At 62.4% G+C, this 18,869-nt stretch carries 17 protein-coding genes; 12 read left to right on the plus strand and 5 right to left on the minus strand.

Annotated features, from left to right (window positions below):
• The first annotated feature begins 65 nt into the window (after positions 1-65).
• From AC07VY_RS09880 to AC07VY_RS09890, 3 genes are read left to right on the plus strand one after another with little or no spacing between them, the layout of a single operon-like run.
• Positions 66-842, plus strand: coding sequence for a basic amino acid ABC transporter substrate-binding protein (locus tag AC07VY_RS09880; RefSeq protein ID WP_495097278.1), 777 nt, complete (start codon positions 66-68; stop codon positions 840-842).
• A 20-nt stretch (positions 843-862) separates the two neighbouring features.
• Positions 863-1,630 (plus strand): amino acid ABC transporter permease, encoded by a 768-nt coding sequence (locus AC07VY_RS09885; protein WP_495097279.1) that lies wholly within the window; start codon positions 863-865, stop codon positions 1,628-1,630.
• Entirely contained in the window at positions 1,617-2,339 is a 723-nt protein-coding gene (locus AC07VY_RS09890; RefSeq protein WP_495097377.1) for an amino acid ABC transporter ATP-binding protein, read from the plus strand. The genes AC07VY_RS09885 and AC07VY_RS09890 overlap by 14 nt, the downstream gene beginning before the upstream one ends.
• 152 nt (positions 2,340-2,491) lie before the next feature.
• Here the strand turns inward: AC07VY_RS09890 and AC07VY_RS09895 are convergent, their stop codons facing one another.
• On the minus strand, positions 2,492-4,444 hold the full coding sequence (locus tag AC07VY_RS09895; RefSeq protein WP_495097280.1) for a PhoX family protein: 1,953 nt from the start codon (positions 4,442-4,444) through the stop codon (positions 2,492-2,494).
• A 228-nt stretch (positions 4,445-4,672) separates the two neighbouring features.
• Positions 4,673-6,217, minus strand: a complete 1,545-nt coding sequence (locus tag AC07VY_RS09900; RefSeq protein WP_495076692.1) for a methyl-accepting chemotaxis protein — start codon at positions 6,215-6,217, stop codon at positions 4,673-4,675.
• 115 nt (positions 6,218-6,332) lie between these two features.
• Here AC07VY_RS09900 and AC07VY_RS09905 point away from each other — a divergent pair, with 115 nt between their 5' ends.
• Both AC07VY_RS09905 and murI read left to right on the plus strand, forming a co-directional pair.
• Positions 6,333-7,886 (plus strand): fumarate hydratase, encoded by a 1,554-nt coding sequence (locus AC07VY_RS09905; protein WP_495097281.1) that lies wholly within the window; start codon positions 6,333-6,335, stop codon positions 7,884-7,886.
• A gap of 2 nt (positions 7,887-7,888) precedes the next feature.
• Positions 7,889-8,743, plus strand: coding sequence for a glutamate racemase (gene murI / locus AC07VY_RS09910; RefSeq protein WP_495097378.1), 855 nt, complete (start codon positions 7,889-7,891; stop codon positions 8,741-8,743).
• Here the strand turns inward: murI and dut are convergent.
• Entirely contained in the window at positions 8,719-9,168 is a 450-nt protein-coding gene (dut, locus tag AC07VY_RS09915) for a dUTP diphosphatase (RefSeq protein WP_495097282.1), read from the minus strand. The genes murI and dut overlap by 25 nt on opposite strands.
• Positions 9,165-10,418 carry a bifunctional phosphopantothenoylcysteine decarboxylase/phosphopantothenate--cysteine ligase CoaBC gene (gene coaBC / locus AC07VY_RS09920; protein WP_495097283.1) on the minus strand — a complete coding sequence of 418 codons (1,254 nt, stop codon included), beginning with the start codon at positions 10,416-10,418 and terminating at the stop codon, positions 9,165-9,167. The genes dut and coaBC overlap by 4 nt, the downstream gene beginning before the upstream one ends.
• 99 nt (positions 10,419-10,517) lie before the next feature.
• On the opposite strand from coaBC, the gene pyrG reads away from it, so the two are divergent.
• The 5 genes from pyrG to AC07VY_RS09945 all read left to right on the plus strand — a co-directional run bounded on the left by pyrG (position 10,518) and on the right by AC07VY_RS09945 (position 15,492).
• Entirely contained in the window at positions 10,518-12,167 is a 1,650-nt protein-coding gene (gene pyrG / locus AC07VY_RS09925) for a CTP synthase (RefSeq protein ID WP_495097284.1), read from the plus strand.
• Positions 12,164-13,021 carry a 3-deoxy-8-phosphooctulonate synthase gene (gene kdsA, locus AC07VY_RS09930; protein WP_495097285.1) on the plus strand — a complete coding sequence of 286 codons (858 nt, stop codon included), beginning with the start codon at positions 12,164-12,166 and terminating at the stop codon, positions 13,019-13,021. Before pyrG ends, kdsA begins: the two co-directional genes overlap by 4 nt.
• A 137-nt stretch (positions 13,022-13,158) precedes the next feature.
• The gene (gene eno, locus AC07VY_RS09935) at positions 13,159-14,445 is read left to right on the plus strand and encodes a phosphopyruvate hydratase (RefSeq protein ID WP_495076697.1); all 1,287 of its coding nucleotides are present in this window, start codon (positions 13,159-13,161) and stop codon (positions 14,443-14,445) included.
• Positions 14,446-14,538: 93 nt separating this feature from the next.
• Positions 14,539-14,829, plus strand: a complete 291-nt coding sequence (locus AC07VY_RS09940; RefSeq protein ID WP_495076698.1) for a septum formation initiator family protein — start codon at positions 14,539-14,541, stop codon at positions 14,827-14,829.
• A gap of 15 nt (positions 14,830-14,844) precedes the next feature.
• Entirely contained in the window at positions 14,845-15,492 is a 648-nt protein-coding gene (locus tag AC07VY_RS09945; protein WP_495097286.1) for an AAA family ATPase, read from the plus strand.
• Here the strand turns inward: AC07VY_RS09945 and hslO are convergent.
• Positions 15,478-16,467 carry an Hsp33 family molecular chaperone HslO gene (hslO, locus tag AC07VY_RS09950; protein ID WP_495076700.1) on the minus strand — a complete coding sequence of 330 codons (990 nt, stop codon included), beginning with the start codon at positions 16,465-16,467 and terminating at the stop codon, positions 15,478-15,480. The two genes, AC07VY_RS09945 and hslO, sit on opposite strands and share 15 nt — an antisense overlap.
• Positions 16,468-16,660: 193 nt before the next feature.
• On the opposite strand from hslO, the gene AC07VY_RS09955 reads away from it, so the two are divergent.
• On the plus strand, positions 16,661-17,467 hold the full coding sequence (locus AC07VY_RS09955; RefSeq protein ID WP_495097287.1) for a ferritin-like domain-containing protein: 807 nt from the start codon (positions 16,661-16,663) through the stop codon (positions 17,465-17,467).
• 96 nt (positions 17,468-17,563) lie between these two features.
• Positions 17,564-18,814: an EAL and HDOD domain-containing protein gene (locus AC07VY_RS09960; protein ID WP_495097288.1), complete on the plus strand. Its 1,251-nt coding sequence runs from the start codon at positions 17,564-17,566 to the stop codon at positions 18,812-18,814.
• The last annotated feature ends 55 nt before the right edge of the window (positions 18,815-18,869 follow it).

Genomic DNA, 18,869 nt, shown 5'->3' on the forward strand with positions numbered 1-18,869 from the left:
GTATATTCCGCGATTGGTTTAGCGAATACTTAACCAATTCCCCACCATTCCTACAGGCACACCCCATGCAAATCTTCCACAAAATCGCAGCTTCCGCTGGCTTCTTCGCCATTGCACTTGGTGCCTTCGGCAGCGCCCAAGCGCAAAACAAAGAGCTGGTGGTCGGCTCCAGCGCCACCTACCGCCCGTTTGCCTACGAGAGCCCAAGCAAGGAAATCGTCGGCTACGACGTGGACATCATCAAGGCCGTGGCGCAAAAAGCCGGCCTGCAGATAAAGATCGTCAACACCCCCTGGACCGGCATCTTCGCCGCGCTGAACAACGGCGATGTGGACCTGGTGATCTCCGGTGTGACCATCAACGACAAGCGCAAGCAGTCGTATGACTTCACCGCGCCCTACTTCGAAGCCCGCCAGTTGATCGCCGTGCCGCAAGCCAGCACCGCCAAGACGCTGAAAGACCTGGCTGGCAAGAAGATCGGCGTGGTCACTGGCAGCACCGGCGACGATATTTCTTCGCGCGAATTCGGCAAGACCAACCCCGACATCCGCCGCTTTGAAAGCACACCGGTGGTGATCTCCGAGCTGGCCAACAGCGGCCTGGACGCCGCCATTGGCGACAACGGCGTGATCGCCTTCCGCGTGCAAGAACACAAGCAGCTGAAGACGGTGAACGACCCGAGCTTCCCCAAAGAATTCTTCGGCATCGTCGTCAAGCAAGGCAACAAGGCGTTGCTGGACAAGCTGAACACCGGCCTGGCCGCGGTCAAGGCCGATGGCAGCTACGCGACGATCTACAAGAAGTGGTTCCAGGCCGACGCGCCCACACTGCCCGCCCAATAAATCCGCCCCCCTGCTGATTTATGGAACCGATTCTCTGGTTCGGCTGGTTCCGCGCCGACATCATTGCGGAGTACGCCGAGCTGTTCTGGCGTGGCCTGCAGATGACCATCGCCGTCACGCTGATCTGCATCGTCCAGGGCACGGCCCTGGGCTTGGCGATCGGTATGGCGCGGGTGGCCGAAGCGCGCCACTCACCGGCCAAACAGCTGTGCAAATACCTGCTGCGCTGGCCGTCCACCGTGTACGTCAGCTTCTTTCGCGGCACGCCGCTGTTCGTGCAAATTTTGCTGATCCACTTCGCGGTGCTGCCTTTGTTCATCAACCCGGCGGACGGCTTGTTCATCTCGGGTGACACGGCACGCAACATCAAGCAGAACTACGGGGCATTTGTCTCGGGCATCGTGGCCTTGACCTTGAACGCCGGGGCCTATATCTCGGAAATTTTCCGCGCCGGCATCCAGTCGATCGACAAAGGCCAGGTCGAAGCCTCGCGTTCGCTGGGCATGTCGTTTCGGCGCACCATGTTCCACATCGTGCTGCCGCAGGCGTTTCGCCGCATGCTGCCGCCGCTGGGCAATAACGCGATCTCGCTGCTGAAGGACTCGTCGCTGATCTCGGCCATCGGCCTGGCCGAGCTGGCCTATGCGGCGCGCACCGTGGCTGGCGCCTATTCGCGCTACTGGGAGCCGTACCTTACGATTTCACTGATGTACTGGGTGCTGACCCTGGGCCTGGCCTACGGCATCAAACAACTGGAGGCTCGTTATGGACGTGGTGATTCGCGTTGAGAAACTGACCAAGCAATTCGGTGCCGCACCGGTATTGCGCGGCATCGACTGCGCGATCCATGCATCCGAAGTGGTCTGCGTCATCGGGCCGTCGGGTTCGGGCAAGAGCACCTTTCTACGCTGCCTGAACGGGCTGGAAGACGCCTCCGGCGGTACGGTGCTGGTAAACAATGTGTCGGTGCACGACCCCAAGACCAATATCGACGCGCTGCGCGCCGAGATCGGCATGGTGTTCCAGCGTTTCAACCTGTTCCCGCACAAGACCGTGCTGGAAAACATCACCCTGGCACCGAGCAAGGTGCGCAAGCTGACCGATGCCCAGGCACGGGCAAGGGCCAGCGAGTTGCTGTTGAAGGTCGGTCTGCTGGAGAAGATCGACGCCTACCCGAACCAGCTGTCCGGCGGCCAGCAGCAGCGCGTGGCGATTGCCCGTGCGCTGGCGATGCAGCCGCGCATCATGCTGTTCGACGAGCCGACCTCGGCCCTCGACCCGGAAATGGTCGGCGAGGTGCTGGCCGTGATGCAGGCGCTGGCCGAAGAAGGCATGACCATGGTGGTCGTGACCCACGAAATGGGCTTTGCCCGCCAGGTAGCCGACCGCGTGCTGTTTCTGGACGAAGGCCTGGTGGTCGAGCAAGGCACGCCGACCGAGCTGTTCGACAACCCGAAGGAAGAGCGCACGCGCAAATTCCTCAGCAAAGTGCTGTAAGCACGCTGTTGCTGGCTGTACCCGTGCAAAAGCCCGCCGATTCCTCGGCGGGCTTTTTTTATGGATGCTGAATCCAATAAGAAAAAGAGCCTCCAGCGCAGATAGAACCTGCGCTAGAAGCTCTCTTTTCAATAGCAACGAGCTACCAGGGATCAGCCCAGCTTGATGGCCACCGGGTCGGCGGTCAGGTAGCCCACGGCGGCGCCGAAGCGGTCTTTGTAGTTGGCGCGCACCAGCGGGTCCAGCACGGCTTGCACCTTGCCGTGCAGCGGGGGCAGCCAGTCGCCAGCGTGCTGGAAGTTGCTCATCACATAGGTCCAGCCGTTGATCTCATCCACTGCGTGCAGGCCAGTGGATTCGGCGCCTGCGGGGGTGGACAGCACGCGGGTCAGCGCCTTGGTGTCCACGTTGTAGGCCCACAGGTAGTTGTTGACGTGCAGGCTAGTGTCTTCGCCGATGAACAGGGTGCGCAGCTTTTCCGAGAACTTCAGGTTGTCGGGGTTGGCGATCTTGTCGATATGGGCCAGGTTGCCCATGGCGTCGGCGGCGATGTCCTCACCGGCCAGCAGGGTCTTGGTGACGGTAGGCACCCATTCGCTCTGGATGGCAGCGCCCAGAATGTCCTTTTGGCCGCCGGCCAGCTTGTGCTCGACCACGGCGCCGGCCACCAGGGCTTTGCTGACAGCGATACCGCTGCTGGCGGTCCAGCCCTTGCCGCCCTTGACCATGGAGTTCTGGATGTAGGACAGCGCGGAGTAGGCCACCTTGTCCTTGATGTTGACGGTGGTGCCTTCCATTTTGGTGAAGGCCATGGTGCCGCCCATCACGCCGGCATAGCGGTGGGTTTCCAGGAAGGCGGCGGCTTTTTCCATGCCGGGTTTGACCTTGACCCAGTTGGCCACGCCGTCGATGAAGACCTGGGTGAAGCTGGCGTCCTTGGGGTCGGCCTTGCGCACGTCCATGATGTCGCTGGGCTTCAGGGTGTTGGCCATCTGCTCGATCTCGGCGCTGGTGGCGTGGCCCAGCTTAATCCAGTACACGCTGGCACCGGCAGCGGCTGGGTCCACCGAGAAGCCGGCGTCCAGGCTGGCCACGTACAGCGTGCCGGCGGACAGGTCTTTTTCCTTGTCGGCCACGAACATGAACAGGCCGCCGTTGGTGAAGTCATCGCCCATCAGCGCGGTGCGGTTGTCGGGCATGACCTGGATCAGCTCGTGCGAGATGCGGCCCAGGCAGTAATGCTTTTTGATGGTACCGGTGCCGTCGGGGTTGACGGTCACTTCCGGCAGGTGACCGTAGTGGTAGGGGTTGGCCTTGTTCTCGTCGCCAAACAGGTTCTTGCTGAAGGTCTTGAAGTGCTTGACTTCGTCGATAAAGGGCGCGTTGGGCTCGTATTCTTCGCTGGACAAATGGGTGTTCCAGGGAGACAGGCTGGCGCCGCAGGTGATCCACAGGCCATGGGCGCTGGAGGTGTCCACGTTGTGGTACTTCACCAGGCTGAGCTTTCCGGTCTTGGGGTCCTGGTCCAGGGTCAGCACCGCGATGGGCGACGGCAGCGTGCCGTAGGCATCGGCACCGGCCTGGTCGCGGGTGGTGTATTCAAACTGCACCACGGCAAACACGGCCTTGCCTTTGATGCCGGGGACGTTGGCCGTAACGGAATCAGGCAGGCTCAGCATCGAGGAGCCGTCCGGGCAATCCGAGTAGAAATGGCGTTCCTTGCCGGCCACCGACTTGTCCAGAATCGGCTGGTTGCGGATGTCGAAATAGCCACCGGCCAGCACCTTGCCGCCCTTGCCGTCCGGCACCATGTCGCCGGTCACAAAAAAGGGCTGGTAGGCCAGCTTATAGCTTTGCGTGGTGTTGTCCTTGTAGGTGATATTCAGGGTGGAACCTACGGCCACGGTCGCCATGGCGGCCGGGTTGGCCAGCGTGGGCGCGGCCATGCCAGTGAAGCTGGCCGAGGCAAAACCGGCCGTACTCGGCGCCGTGGTGGCGCAGCCCGACAGCAGCGACGTGGTGGCGAAAGCGCCCAAGGGCAGCATGGGCGCGGTGGCCAGGAATTTCAAAGCGCTGCGGCGCGAAGCAAGGTTCAGTTCAGACATGGAGGCTTCCGTGGGTTTATGAAATTCGGCAGCGTTGCAACAGCAGGTGTGCAACACATGTAACCGGAATCATAGGAAGCGCATGTGTCAGTTTTTTGACTGTCACAACCCATGCTAGGGCGGTGTGGCGCCAGGTTAAACCATACGGTTTATAAAAAAGAGGCCGCTAGCGCAAGCAGTACCTGCGGTAGCAGCTATTTTTTATGTAGCAACCACCGAGACGGTTGGCTAAACCTTGAAGGCATCTACAGCCGTTTGCAAGCGGTCCACCTGCTCCGCCATGGCCGAGGCAGCAGCAGCAGTCTCATCAACCAGCGACGCGTTTTGCTGCGTCACCAGCTCCAGCTCCATCACCGCCTGGTTGACGTGCTCAATGCCATCGCTTTGCTGCAGCGACGCATCCTTCATTTCTGCGAGCACACCGGTGACCTGCTGCACGGCCTGCACGATTTCCTGCATGGTGCGCCCGGCCTGCCCCACCCGCGATGCACCACTCTCCACCTGGGCCACGGAATTGCCAATCAGCCCCCGTATCTCTTTGGCCGCTTCGGCGCTGCGCTGGGCCAGGTTGCGCACCTCGCTAGCCACCACGGCAAAACCCCGCCCCTGCTCGCCGGCACGGGCGGCTTCCACGGCGGCATTCAGCGCCAGGATATTGGTCTGGAAGGCGATGCCTTCGATCGCGCCAATGATGTCCACAATCTTTTTGGAACTGGCGCTGATCGCGTCCATGGTCACCACCACCTCGCCCACCACGGCGCCACCGCGCAAGGCGATCTGCGACGCATTGCCCGCCAGTCCATCCGCGCTCTGGGCCCGCTGGGCGTTTTCGCGCACCGTGGCGGTGAACTGCTGCATGCTGGATGCCGTCTTTTGCAGCGAAGCTGCCTGGGATTCTGTGCGCTGCGATAAATCCGCGTTGCCCTGGGCGATCTCCCGAGAGGCCACGGCGATGGAACCCGTCGCGTCCTTGATACGCAGCACCAGATCGCTGAGCTTGGCCTCCATATCGCCCATGGAGCCGAGCAAGCGGCCAAACTCGCCACCGTCCTGCACCTCGAACTTCTGGCTGAAGTCACCCGTGGCGATGGCTTCTGAAAGCAGCAAGGCCTGGTTCAACGGCCGAACAATGCTGCGGCCCATCGCAAACGCAGCGCCACTGCCCAGCAGCAAGGCAGCCAGCCCCAGGCCCAATAGCAAGCTGCGGGTGGTACGGATACGCTGCAGCACGTCCGCCGCATCGGCATCGGCCAGCTCTTTTTGCTTGCCCACCAGCGCTTCCACCTGGGCTTGCATGGCGTCCAGGGTGGGCAGGGTCTGCTCCTTGGATTCCTTGCGCGCATCGGGCAGCTCCTCTTCCGCGATGGAATGCAGCACCTTGGCAAACGAGTCCGCGTGCTTTTTGCGGTTGGCTTCGATCGCCGCCACCATGGCGCTGCCTTCCGTGGAGCCCTCCAGCCGCGCCAGGGTTTGCAGGGCATCCGTGATCTGCTTCTTTTCGGCCTCGATGTCCGCCACCGTCTTGTCTTCCTGCGCCTTGTCCACAGCAAAGAACAGCTCGACGGTACGGCGCGCAATGGTCCGCGTCGCCACATTGATACGGGCAGCCGCCGCTGTTTTGACAAAGCCCTCGTCCACCATGCGCTGGTTGATCTGCCCCAGGTCGCCCAAGCGCACCAAAGCCACCGCGATGACCAGCGCCAACAATGCCAGCACCAAGCCAAACACCAGATTCAAACGGGTCATGACTTTCATGTGGGTAAAAATTTGCATGCTCACTCGATTCTGATAATAAAAACAATGCACAAGTCTATGCTTGGCTGCCAAGAACCTTAACCCATCGCAACAGAGATAATCCTAGGGTTTCCCCACAACTACAGACCCCACCATGAGCACGTCCATCCGCCAAGCCGACCTGATCGAATCCGTAGCCGCCGCCCTGCAGTACATCAGCTACTACCACCCCACCGACTACATCGCCCACCTGGCCCGCGCCTATGAGCGCGAACAAAGCCCAGCGGCCAAAGACGCGATTGCGCAAATCCTGACCAACAGCAAGATGAGTGCCACCGGCCAGCGCCCTATCTGCCAGGATACCGGCATCGTCAACGTATTCCTGAAAGTCGGCATGGACGTGCGCTGGGAAGGCTTCACCGGCAGCCTGGACGACGCCATCAACGAAGGTGTGCGCCGTGGCTACAACCACCCCGACAACACCCTGCGCGCCAGCGTGGTGGCCGACCCGCACTTCGATCGCAAGAACACCAAGGACAACACCCCCGCCGTGATCTTCACCGAGATCGTGCCCGGCAACACCGTCGAAGTGACGGTCGCGGCCAAGGGCGGCGGCAGCGAAAACAAGAGCAAGATGGTCATGCTCAACCCCGGCGACAGCATCGTCGACTGGGTGCTGAAGACCGTGCCCACCATGGGCGCTGGCTGGTGCCCGCCCGGCATGCTGGGCATAGGCATCGGCGGCACCGCTGAAAAAGCCGTACTGATGGCCAAGGAAAGCCTGATGGACGACCTGGACATGTACGAGCTGCAGGCCAAAAAGGCCTCCGGTGCCGCGCTGACCAAGGTCGAGGCCCTGCGCATCGAGCTGATGGAAAAGGTCAACGCCCTGGGCATTGGCGCCCAAGGCCTGGGTGGCCTGACCACCGTGCTGGACGTAAAGATCAAGATGTACCCCACCCACGCCGCCAGCAAGCCCGTGGCCATGATCCCCAACTGCGCAGCCACCCGCCACGCCCACTTTGTGATGGACGGCAGCGGCCCGGTTTACCTGGACCCACCATCGCTGGACCTGTGGCCCAACGTGAACTGGACGCCCGACTACAAAACCAGCAAAAAGGTAGACCTGAACACCCTGACCAAGGCCGAAGTCGCCAGCTGGAAACCCGGCGACACCCTGCTGCTGAATGGCAAGATGCTGACCGGCCGCGACGCCGCCCACAAGCGCATCCAGGGCATGCTGGCCAAGGGCGAGCCGCTGCCCGTGGACTTCACCAACCGCGTCATCTACTACGTTGGCCCGGTCGACCCCGTGCGTGACGAGGCCGTGGGCCCCGCCGGCCCCACCACCGCCACCCGCATGGACGGCTTCACCGAAATGATGCTGAGTGAGACCGGCCTGATCGCCATGATCGGCAAGGCCGAGCGCGGCCCAGTCGCCATCGAGGCCATCAAGAAGCACCAAAGCGCCTACCTGATGGCCGTGGGCGGCGCCGCGTACCTGGTCAGCAAGGCCATCAAGACCGCCAAGGTCGTGGGCTTTGCCGACATGGGCATGGAAGCCATCTACGAATTCGACGTGGTGGACATGCCCGTCACCGTGGCTGTGGATGCCGGCGGCACCAGCGCCCACATCACCGGCCCGGCCGAATGGCAAAAGAAGATCGCCACTGGCGAATTCAAGGGTATTGGGGTAGCCGCCGCTTGAACCTGAGCACCGCCCCCATAGGCGTCTTCGACAGCAGCATCGGCGGCCTGAGCGTCTTGCAGGCGCTACACGCCGAGCTGCCGCTGGAGCACTTCGTCTACCTGGACGACGGAGGGCACGCGCCCTACGGTGAGCGCGGCGACGCCTATGTGATCGCCCGCAGCCGGGCGGTGACGCAGCATCTGCGCAGCCGCTACGGCATCAAGGCCTTGGTGATTGCCTGCAACACGGCCACCATGGCCGCGGTAGCCTTGCTGCGCGCCGAGCATCCAGACCTGCCCATCATCGGCGTGGAGCCTGGCCTGAAACCGGCAGCCGCGGCCAGCAAGACCAAGCGCGTGGGTGTGATCGGCACGCGCGGCACCGTCACCAGCGCCAAGTTCGACGCCCTGCGGCGCAGCCTGCAGGACCAGGCCGAGTATATCGTGCAGCCCTGCGACGGCCTGGCGGACGCCATCAGCCGCAGCGTGGCCACGGCTGATGATTCAAAAGTGATAGCACTCTGCGCAGATAACATCGGCGCTATGGGCCGATTTGGTACGCAAACCGGTGAAATCGACACCCTGGTGCTGGGCTGCACCCACTATGTGTTCGTGCAAGACCAGCTTGCTGAATTGGTAGGCCCGCAAGTGCAGATCTTGTCCACCGGCAAACCGGTAGCACGGCACACCCGCCGCCTGCTGGAGGCCGCTCAGACCCTGGCCACAGCCGGCCCGGGCCGGGTCCAGCTCACCACCACCGGCGACCCGGCGGTGCTGCAGGCCGCCGCCCAGCGCTGGCTGGGCTTTGCGACCGAGCCGGCCTTTGTTGCAAGCTTCTCGGCCAGCCCCGATCAGGCCTTGCCGGTAGAGCCGTAACCGCCCTCGCCGCGCTCCGACGCGGTAGGGAATTCATTCACGATATTGAACTGCGCCTGCACCACCGGCACGATCACCAGCTGCGCCAGGCGCTCCATGGGGTCGATGGTAAACGGCACCGTGCTGCGGTTCCAGGCGCTGACCATCAGCTGGCCCTGGTAGTCGCTGTCTATCAAGCCCACCAGGTTGCCCAGCACGATGCCATGCTTGTGGCCCAGGCCGGAGCGCGGCAATATCAGCGCCGCATAGCCGGGGTCGGCCAGGTGGATGGCAATGCCAGTGGGCACCAGCTTCCAGGCGTTAGACGCCAGGGTCAGCGGCTCGTCCAGGCAGGCGCGCAGGTCCAGGCCGGCACTGCCAGGGGTGGCGTAGGCAGGCAGATGGTCTGCCATACGGGGGTCAAGAATACGAACGTCGATTTTCATGAGGGATGTACAGGAGAAATGCGGGTAGCGATCTCGGCGACCAGGCGGCGCGCCAAGCTCAATTTGGAAGCGTGGGGGAGTTCGGTTGCGCCGTGCGCATCCACCAACAGCAAGGCATTGTCGTCCTTGCCAAACGTCGCTGGGCCTATGTTGCCTACCAGCAGGGGCACGCCCTTGCGCTTGCGCTTGGCCTGGGCGTTGGCCAACAGGTCCTGGCTCTCGGCGGCAAAACCCACGCAGAACAAGGCCCCGCTCAACGCGCGGGCAGACTGGGCCACCGTAGCCAGGATGTCGGTGTTCTCCACAAACTGCAGCTGGGGCGTGGCGCCCGAGCCGTCTTTCTTGATTTTTTGCTCGGCGGCATGCGCGGGTCGCCAGTCGGCCACGGCCGCTGTAGCTACAAAAATACTAGCTGCCTGCGCAGACTCCACCACTGCTGCAAGCATGTTTTGTGCAGATTTCACGTTGATGCGGGTGACACCACGCGGCGTCGCCAAAGCCACCGGCCCGGCCACCAAGGTCACCTCGGCACCGGCCTCGCGCGCCGCACGGGCGATGGCAAAGCCCATCTTGCCGCTGCTCAGATTGGTAATGCCGCGCACCGGGTCGATGGCCTCGTAAGTCGGTCCGGCCGTGACCAGCAGGCGCTGGCCGGCCAGCGGCTTGGGGGCAAAAAAGGCAATCACATCTTCCAGCATCTCGGCCGGCTCCAGCATGCGGCCATCGCCGGTCTCGCCGCAGGCCTGCGGGCCGTTACCCACGCCCAGAAGATGCGCTCCGTCTTCGGCCAACTGGGCCATATTGCGCTGGGTGGCCGGGTGCACCCACATTTCGCGGTTCATCGCCGGGGCAATCAGCAAGGGCACCTTGGCGATCGGCCGGGCCAGGCACAGCAGGCTCAGCAGCTCATCCGACCGGCCCTGCACCAGGCGCGCCATGAAGTCGGCGCTGCAGGGCGCGATCAGGATCGCATCGGCCTCGCGGCTTAGATTGATGTGCGGCATGGTGTTGGGCTCGCGCGCATCCCACTGCGAGCCATACACCGGCCGGCCACTGAGCGCCTGCATGGTGGTAGTCGTAATGAACTGGGCGGCGGCCTCGGTCATCACCACCTGTACGGTGGCGCCCTGCTTGATCAGCAGCCGGCAGAGTTCGGCCGACTTGTAGCAGGCGATGCCGCCGGTGAGGCCCAGCACGATGTGCTTACCTGCCAGGTCGCCATCGGCCGAAAGAAGTGTGTTGGGGTTCATGGCGGGCAATGTAGCAGAGCAGAACAGCCCAATACCCACCCTTTTCACGCCCTTATAATCACCATTTCCACCTCCTCGGGATTACGTCCCGACTTTGAGATGACCAAATTTGTCTTCGTCACCGGCGGTGTCGTGTCCTCCCTCGGCAAGGGAATCGCTTCAGCCTCTCTTGCAGCTCTTCTCGAATCGCGTGGCCTCAAAGTCACCCTCATCAAGCTGGACCCCTACCTCAACGTAGACCCTGGCACCATGTCGCCGCTGCAGCACGGCGAAGTTTTCGTCACCGATGACGGCGCAGAAACCGACCTGGACTTGGGCCACTACGAGCGTTTCGTTGAAACGCGCATGCGCAAGTCCAACAACTTCACCACCGGCCAGATCTACCAAAGCGTGCTCGACAAAGAGCGCCGTGGCGACTACCTGGGCAAGACCGTGCAGGTCATCCCGCACGTGACCAACGAAATCCAGGAATTCATCAAGCGCGGTGCGCGCTTTGGCGAAGCCGATGCGGTGGACGTGGCCATTGTCGAAGTCGGTGGCACCGTGGGCGACATCGAGTCCCTGCCCTTCCTGGAAGCTGTGCGCCAGATGAGCCTGAAGCTGGGCCCGAACAACACAGCCTTCGTGCACCTCAGCTACCTGCCGTGGATCGCCGCCGCTGGCGAGCTGAAGACCAAGCCCACCCAGCACACCGCCAAGCAACTGCGCGAAATCGGCATCCAGGCCGATGTGCTGCTGTGCCGCGCCGACCGCCCGATTCCGCAAGAAGAGCGCTCCAAGATCTCGCTGTTCTCCAACGTCGCCGAATGGGGTGTGATCTCCATGTGGGACGTGGACACCATCTACAAAGTGCCGCGCATGCTGCACGAGCAAGGCCTGGACGGCCTGATCTGCGACAAGCTGCGCCTGAACACCCCGCCCGCCAACCTCAAGCGCTGGGACGACCTGGTCTATGAGACCGAGCACCCTAAGGGCGAAGTCAACATCGCCATGGTCGGCAAGTACGTGGACCTGAGCGACAGCTACAAATCGCTGAACGAAGCGCTGCGCCACGCCGGCATGAAGAACCATGTGCGGGTCAAGATCAACTACATCGACTCCGAAACCATCACCCCGGCCACGGTCTCGCGCCTGGGCGGTTTCGACGCGGTGCTGGTGCCCGGCGGCTTTGGCAAGCGCGGCATCGAAGGCAAGATCTGCGCGGCCCGCTTTGCACGCGAGCACAAGGTACCGTACCTGGGCATCTGCCTGGGCATGCAGGTCGCTACCATCGAATTCGCCCGCCATGTGGCCGGCCTGACCGATGCCAATAGCACCGAGTTTGAACCCGAAACGCCCCACCCCGTGATCGCCCTGATTAACGAGTGGAAAGACGCCGACGGCACCATCAAGATCCGTGACGAAAACTCCGATCTGGGTGGCACCATGCGCCTGGGCGCGCAAAGCTCTGACGTGGCCCCCGGCACGGTAGCGCACAGCATTTACGGCGATGTCGTGACCGAACGCCACCGCCACCGGTATGAGGCCAACGTCAACTACCTGGACCGCCTGCGCGAAGCCGGCCTGGTGATCTCGGCCCTGACCCAGCGCGAACAACTGACCGAAATGGTCGAGCTGCCGCAAAGCACCCACCCCTGGTTTGTGGGCGTGCAGTTCCACCCCGAGTTCAAGTCCACCCCCTGGAACGGCCACCCGCTGTTCAACGCCTTCGTGAAGGCATCCCTGGACCACCAAGGAGCAAGCAAATGAAACTCTGCGGATTTGACATTGGCCTGAACAAGCCCTTCTTTCTGATCGCCGGCCCCTGCGTGATCGAGTCCGAACAGCTGCAAATGGACACCGCCGGCACGCTGAAGGAAATCACCACTGAACTTGGCATTCCCTTCATCTTCAAGAGCAGCTTCGACAAGGCCAACCGCAGCAGCGGCAACACCTTCCGCGGCCCGGGCATGGAAAAAGGCCTGGAAATCCTGGCCAAGGTGAAGCGCGAACTCGGCTTGCCGGTGCTGACCGACATCCATGACGAATCGCAGATCGCCCATGTCGCCAGCGTTGTCGACGTATTGCAGACCCCGGCCTTTCTGTGCCGCCAGACCGATTTCATCCGCGCCGTGGCCCAAAGCGGCAAGCCGGTGAACATCAAGAAGGGCCAATTTCTGGCCCCGGGCGACATGAAGAACGTGATCGACAAGGCCCGCGCTGCCGCCAAGGAAGTTGGCCTGAACGAAGACAACTTCATGGCCTGCGAACGCGGCGCCAGCTTTGGCTACAACAACCTGGTCAGCGATATGCGCAGCCTGGCCATCATGCGCGAAACCCACGCCCCCGTGGTGTTCGACGCCACCCACTCGGTGCAGCTGCCCGGCGGCCAGGGCACCAGCAGCGGCGGCCAGCGCGAGATGGTGCCAGTGCTGGCACGCGCAGCCGTCGCCGTGGGCGTGGCCGGCGTGTTCATGGAAACCCACCCGGACCCGAGCAAGGCCATGAGCGACGGCCCGAACGCTGTGCCGCTGAAACACATGCGCGCCCTGCTGGAGACCCTGATGGCACTGGACTGTGTGACCAAGAAAAACGGCTACCTGGAAAACAGCTTTTCCGCATAACGGATGGCGCGCGGCGGTTACGTACCCTGAACAATTGCCAAACTACCCGTTACACAGCCCCAAGGCATGCAAAAATCCAATGTTGAGCTCCTGGCCCCAAGCCACGCCCGATTTTTATTTAACTAGGAAGACAAAAAATGAGTGCAATTGTTGACATCGTCGCCCGTGAAATCCTGGATTCGCGCGGTAACCCTACCGTGGAATGTGATGTGTTGCTGGAATCCGGCACCATGGGCCGTGCGGCTGTGCCATCTGGCGCATCCACCGGTTCGCGCGAAGCCATTGAGCTGCGCGATGGCGACAAGAAGCGCTACCTGGGCAAGGGCGTGCTCAAGGCCGTTGAAAACATCAACACCGAAATCGCCGAAGCCGTGCTGGGCCTGGACGCTGCCGAACAGGCCTTCCTGGACAAGACGCTGATCGACCTGGACGGCACCGAAAACAAATCCCGTCTGGGCGCCAACGCCATGCTGGCCGTCTCCATGGCCGTGGCCCGCGCTGCAGCTGAAGAGTCCGGCCTGCCCCTGTACCGCTACTTCGGCGGCATGGGCGGCATGCAACTGCCCGTGCCGATGATGAACGTCATCAACGGCGGCGCACACGCCAACAACAGCCTGGACCTGCAAGAGTTCATGATCATCCCGGTCGGCGCTCCCAGCTTCCGCGAAGCCCTGCGCTACGGTGCCGAAGTGTTCCACGCGCTGAAGAAGATCCTGCACGACAAGCACATCAGCACCGCCGTGGGCGATGAAGGTGGATTTGCGCCCAGCGTGGAAAACCACGAAGCCGCCATCCAGCTGATCCTGGAAGCCATCTCCCTGGCCGGCTACACCGCCGGTGAAGACATCGTGCTGGGCCTGGACTGCGCTGCCAGCGAGTTCTACAAAGACGGCCAGTACGTGCTGGAAGGCGAAGGCGGCATCAAGCTGTCGGCCGCCCAATGGACCGACATGCTGGCCACCTGGTGCGACAAGTACCCCATCATCAGCATCGAAGACGGCATGGCCGAAGGCGACTGGGACGGCTGGAAACTGCTGACCGACCGCCTGGGCAAGAAGGTGCAGATCGTGGGTGACGACTTGTTCGTCACCAACACCAAGATCCTGCAAGAAGGTATCGACAAGGGCATCGCCAACTCGATCCTGATCAAGATCAACCAGATCGGCACCCTGACCGAAACCTTCGCCGCGATTGAGATGGCCAAGCGCGCCGGCTACACCGCCGTGATCTCGCACCGCTCGGGTGAAACCGAAGACTCGACCATCGCCGACATCGCCGTGGGCACCAATGCCGGCCAGATCAAGACCGGTTCGCTGAGCCGTTCCGACCGCATGGCCAAGTACAACCAGCTGCTGCGCATAGAAGAAGACCTGGGCGATGTGGCCACCTACCCCGGTCGCAAAGCTTTCTACAACCTGAAGTAATGCTGGCCTGCCGGCTCGACGCCCACGCTCGCACCCTGCTTGCAGGGCTCGTGGGGTGTCGCGCTGGCATGACTGCGTTTTAGGCGCAACACCATGGGCTCACGCATCGTTCCTGTCATCCTGCTGGCTTTGCTGGGCATGCTGCATGCGCAGCTCTGGCTGGGACGCGGCAGCCTGCCCGAGGTAAACCGCTTGCAGCAAAAGCTGGAGTCGCTGCGCGAGCACAATGCGGCCGCCCAGACGGCGAACGACCAGCTGAGTGCCGAGGTGCGCGACCTCAAGGAAGGCCTGGAAATGGTCGAGGAACGTGCCCGCTTCGAACTGGGCATGGTCAAGGCCAACGAAATCTTCGTGCACATCACCGCTCCACGCATGCCCCGCTGATTGCGGCCCCCAACAGTGTTGAAAATCGCCTTGCTGGGCGCAGAAAGCACGGGCAAAACCCAGCTGGCCCAGGCCCTGGCGGATAGCTTACGTGCCCGCGGCCACAGCGTCGCCTTGGTACCTGAATGGCTGCGCACCTGGTGCGACCAAGCCGAACGCACACCCCACGCTGATGAACAACAGGGCATCGCACTCACACAAGCCGCCCATATCGCGCAAGTGCCCACCAATACCGAATACTTGTTGGCCGACACCACGGCCTTGATGACCGCCGTCTACAGCGATCTGCTATTTAACGATGACACGCTCTACCCCCTGGCCTGGGAGCTGCAGCGCGGCTTCGACATGACGCTGATCACCGGGCTGGACCTACCCTGGGTCGCCGACGGCCTGCAGCGCGACGGCCAGCACATGCGTGAACCCGTGGATGCCCGGCTGCGTACAGCCCTGGCGCGCGGCGGCATTCCCTACCAGGTGGTCTATGGCCGAGGCAGCGCACGCACCGTCAACGCTTTGCGCGCTATTGATTCAATAGCTGGTAGCACAGATAAATCCAGCGCTGACAGCGTATTTTCCTCACAAAAACCGTGGACCTGGAACTGCGAGAAATGCAGTGACCCAGTCTGCGAACACCGGCTGTTCAGCGATTTACTGAACCGCTGACGGCCCCGGCGGGGTCGCGTCGGGCGTGGTGAACAACTGTGCCGCGTCCACCGGATCAAAGCGGTACTGCTTGCCGCAGAACTCGCAAGCCACCTCCACCTGTCCGCTTTCAGCCAGGATGCTCTCTACCTCGTCCGTGCCCAGACTGCGTATCATCGCGCCCACGCGCTCGCGGCTGCAGGTGCAGGCAAATTTGGGAGCTGTCGGCCCCATGTGCGGGCTGAACATCAGCACCTGCTCTTCCCAGAACAGGCGGCGCAAAATGGTGTCCACATCCAGCGTCAGCAGCTCTTCGCGCTTCAGGGTGCTGGCCAGGTGGGCAATGCGGTTGTAGTGCTCGCTCTGGCCTATTTCGTCCTCGTTCTCCTGGCTCACCAGGCTGCCGGCCAGGTTCTTCTCGCCCTTGACCGGCAGGCGCTGGATCAGCAGGCCGGCTGCCACCTGCTCGTCGGCCGCCAGCACCATCAGCGTGTCCAGCTGCTCGCTTTGCAGCATGTAGTGCTGCAGCACATCGCTGAGCTTCTCCAGCTTTTCCTTGCGGTCGCCAAATAGCGGCACCACGCCCTGGTAAGGCTGCTGTCCAGGGAACTTGTCCTTGGGGTCCAGGGTGATGGCGCATCGGCCTTCGTTGTTGACATTGACCATCTGGCTCAGGCTGGCACCCACTGGCACCTCGCCCATCACGCTGGCAGTGGTGCGCAGACTCAGATCGGGCTGTACCTCGACCACCGCCACCTTGACCGGGCCGTCGCCAAAAATCTGCAGCACCACGGCGCCGTTGAACTTGATGTTGGACTGCATCAGCACGCCCGCCGCCGTCATTTCACCCAGCAGCTCGGCTACAGGTGCGGCATACGGCCCCGAGGTGGTATTGGAGGCCCGGCGCTGCAGGATTTCCTGCCAGGCGTCGGTAAGACGCACGATGCAACCGCGTACGGGCAGGCCGTCGAATAAGAATTTGTGGAGTTCAGACACTGTGTTTCCCTAACAATTGCATTTCTAGATATGGCGACGACTTACAACGAAGCAAGCCCAGACAACGGGCTGAACGCTCCGACACCAGAGATACCACAGAACCGGCTTTGCCGGGCTGTAGGTATCGCCCCCTGCAAGGGGGTTGGCGGAAACGCGAAGCGTGGAGCCTGGGGGTATACGCATAATTGTAGGTATGGAACTTCGAACCCGCGCACTGCAGGCCCTGTGCCTTTCTGATCCTCAAGAAAAAGTGGCCGCAGCACAATTGCTGCAAGCGCAGGCAGCTACTCTTTCAATAGCACACAAGGCACAGGCCCCGACTGCCCCGGTACCCGGGCGCCCGGCCCGTCCGCTGCTGGTGGAACGCGTGACCAAGCCCCAGCGTTCACCCTTCACCACCGATGGCCTGGCCACCCTGCTGCACACCGTGGCACACATCGAATTCAACGCCATCAACCTGGCCCTGGACGCTGCCTGGCGCTTTGATGGCATGCCCGACGCCTACTACCGCGACTGGGTGCGTGTGGCCGCCGAAGAGGCCCTGCACTTCCAGCTGCTGCGCGGCCTGTTGCAAGAGCTGGCAGATGGCGAGCAGCGTTGGGACTATGGCGACTTCCCGGCCCATGACGGCCTGTGGACAGTCTGCGCCGCCACGGCGGTGGATGTGGTGGCGCGCATGGCTCTGGTGCCGCGTACGCTGGAGGCGCGCGGGCTGGACGCCACGCCGCTGATACAGGCCAAGCTGCGACGCGTGAATACTCCCCCTGCGCAGCGTGCGGTGGACATCTTGGATACCATTTTGCGCGACGAGATCGGTCATGTGGCCGTGGGCAACCGCTGGTACCGCTGGCTGTGCGAGCGCGACGGGCTAGACCCCATCACCCATTACCGCCTGCTGCTGGACCGCTACGCCGCACCGCAGCCCAAGCCCCCGTTCAATACCGATGCCCGGCGGCAAGCCGGTTTCACCGATGCCGAACTGGCCGTGTTGCTACAGTAATTGCACATCCAAGCCATTGGATGTACGCTGAAAGCTCGGCGGCGATCGCATACACGTTACGATAGACCGAGACTGCCCACACCCGCACACCCAGACATGCCCCCATCAGACACCCCCTCCACACCGGCAACGCCTGATATCGGCGGTGCCATTGTGATTGCACGCCAGCCCATCATGGACGCCCAGCGCGCTGTGACGGCCTACGAACTATTCGACCGCTCCACGGCGCACCACAATGCCGCCAGTGACGTTGCACTGATCTTCAACGCCATGACCCACACCGGCATGGATTCGCTGATCGGCAAAGTCACCATTTTTGTCAACTGCACGTACGAAAGTTTGGCTGGCGGACACCTGGATCTGGTGCAGCCGGACAAGGTGGTGCTGGAAGTCGGACCCGTGCCCGGCCATGCGCCGGATGAAATCGCAGCACGCCAGCACACGCTGCAAGAGCTGCGCAAACGCGGCTTCCGGCTGGCCTTCAACCACACGGTGCTGGCACCGGTCTATGCCGGATGGCAGCCCTTGGCCGATTTCGTCAAGCTGGACCTGCGCGCTCTCAAGCCCGAGCAGTTGCAGGCCATTGTGCAGGCGGTCAAAACCCGCACCAAGGCCGCCATCGTGGCCGAGAAGATCGAAACCGAAGCCCAGTTCGCCACCATGGCCAGCTATGGAGCCACCCTGTTCCAAGGCTACTGGTTTGCCCGGCCCGATGTCATCAAGACCAAGGTCGTCACACCCGCCCAGGCCCATGTGCTGCAGCTGATCAATCTGGTGCGCAACCAGGCCGCGACCGAGGAGATCGAAAAAGTCCTGAAGACCGATGCCATCCTGGGCTTCAACCTGTTGCGCCTGATCAACTCGGCCAGCTTTGGCCTGAACAACGAGATCACCTCCTTCCGCCAGGCGGTGATGTTGATGGGCCTGAAAAAGCTGTTCCGCTGGGCAGCCCTGTTACTGACCTCGGCCCGAGCCGACGGCACAGCCGCCGCCGTAGGAACCACCGCCGTGGTGCGCGGACGCATGATGGAGCTGCTGGCCACTGGCACTCTGACGCCCGAGGAGTGCGACGGGGCTTTCGTGGTGGGCATTTTCTCGCTGCTTGACGTGATGCTGGGCATCCCCATGGAGCAGGCGCTGGACCTGTTGTCGTTGCCACCGGCCGTGAACGAAGCCCTGCGTAGCGGCACCGGCATCTATGGCTCCATGCTGGCGCTGACCAAAGCCTGTGAAAACAACGACGACGACGCTTTCAACGCAGCGGCACACTCCTTGCACTTCACCAACCACCATATCAATATGGCGCACATGGAGGCCATGGTCTGGGCCGACGGGCTCATGACCTAGCTCACATCCTGATACAAAGCCCCCTTTCGGTCGCAAGCCTCCTTAAAATCGATTA

The sequence above is a fragment of the Rhodoferax sp. GW821-FHT02C08 genome, from assembly GCF_059421805.1.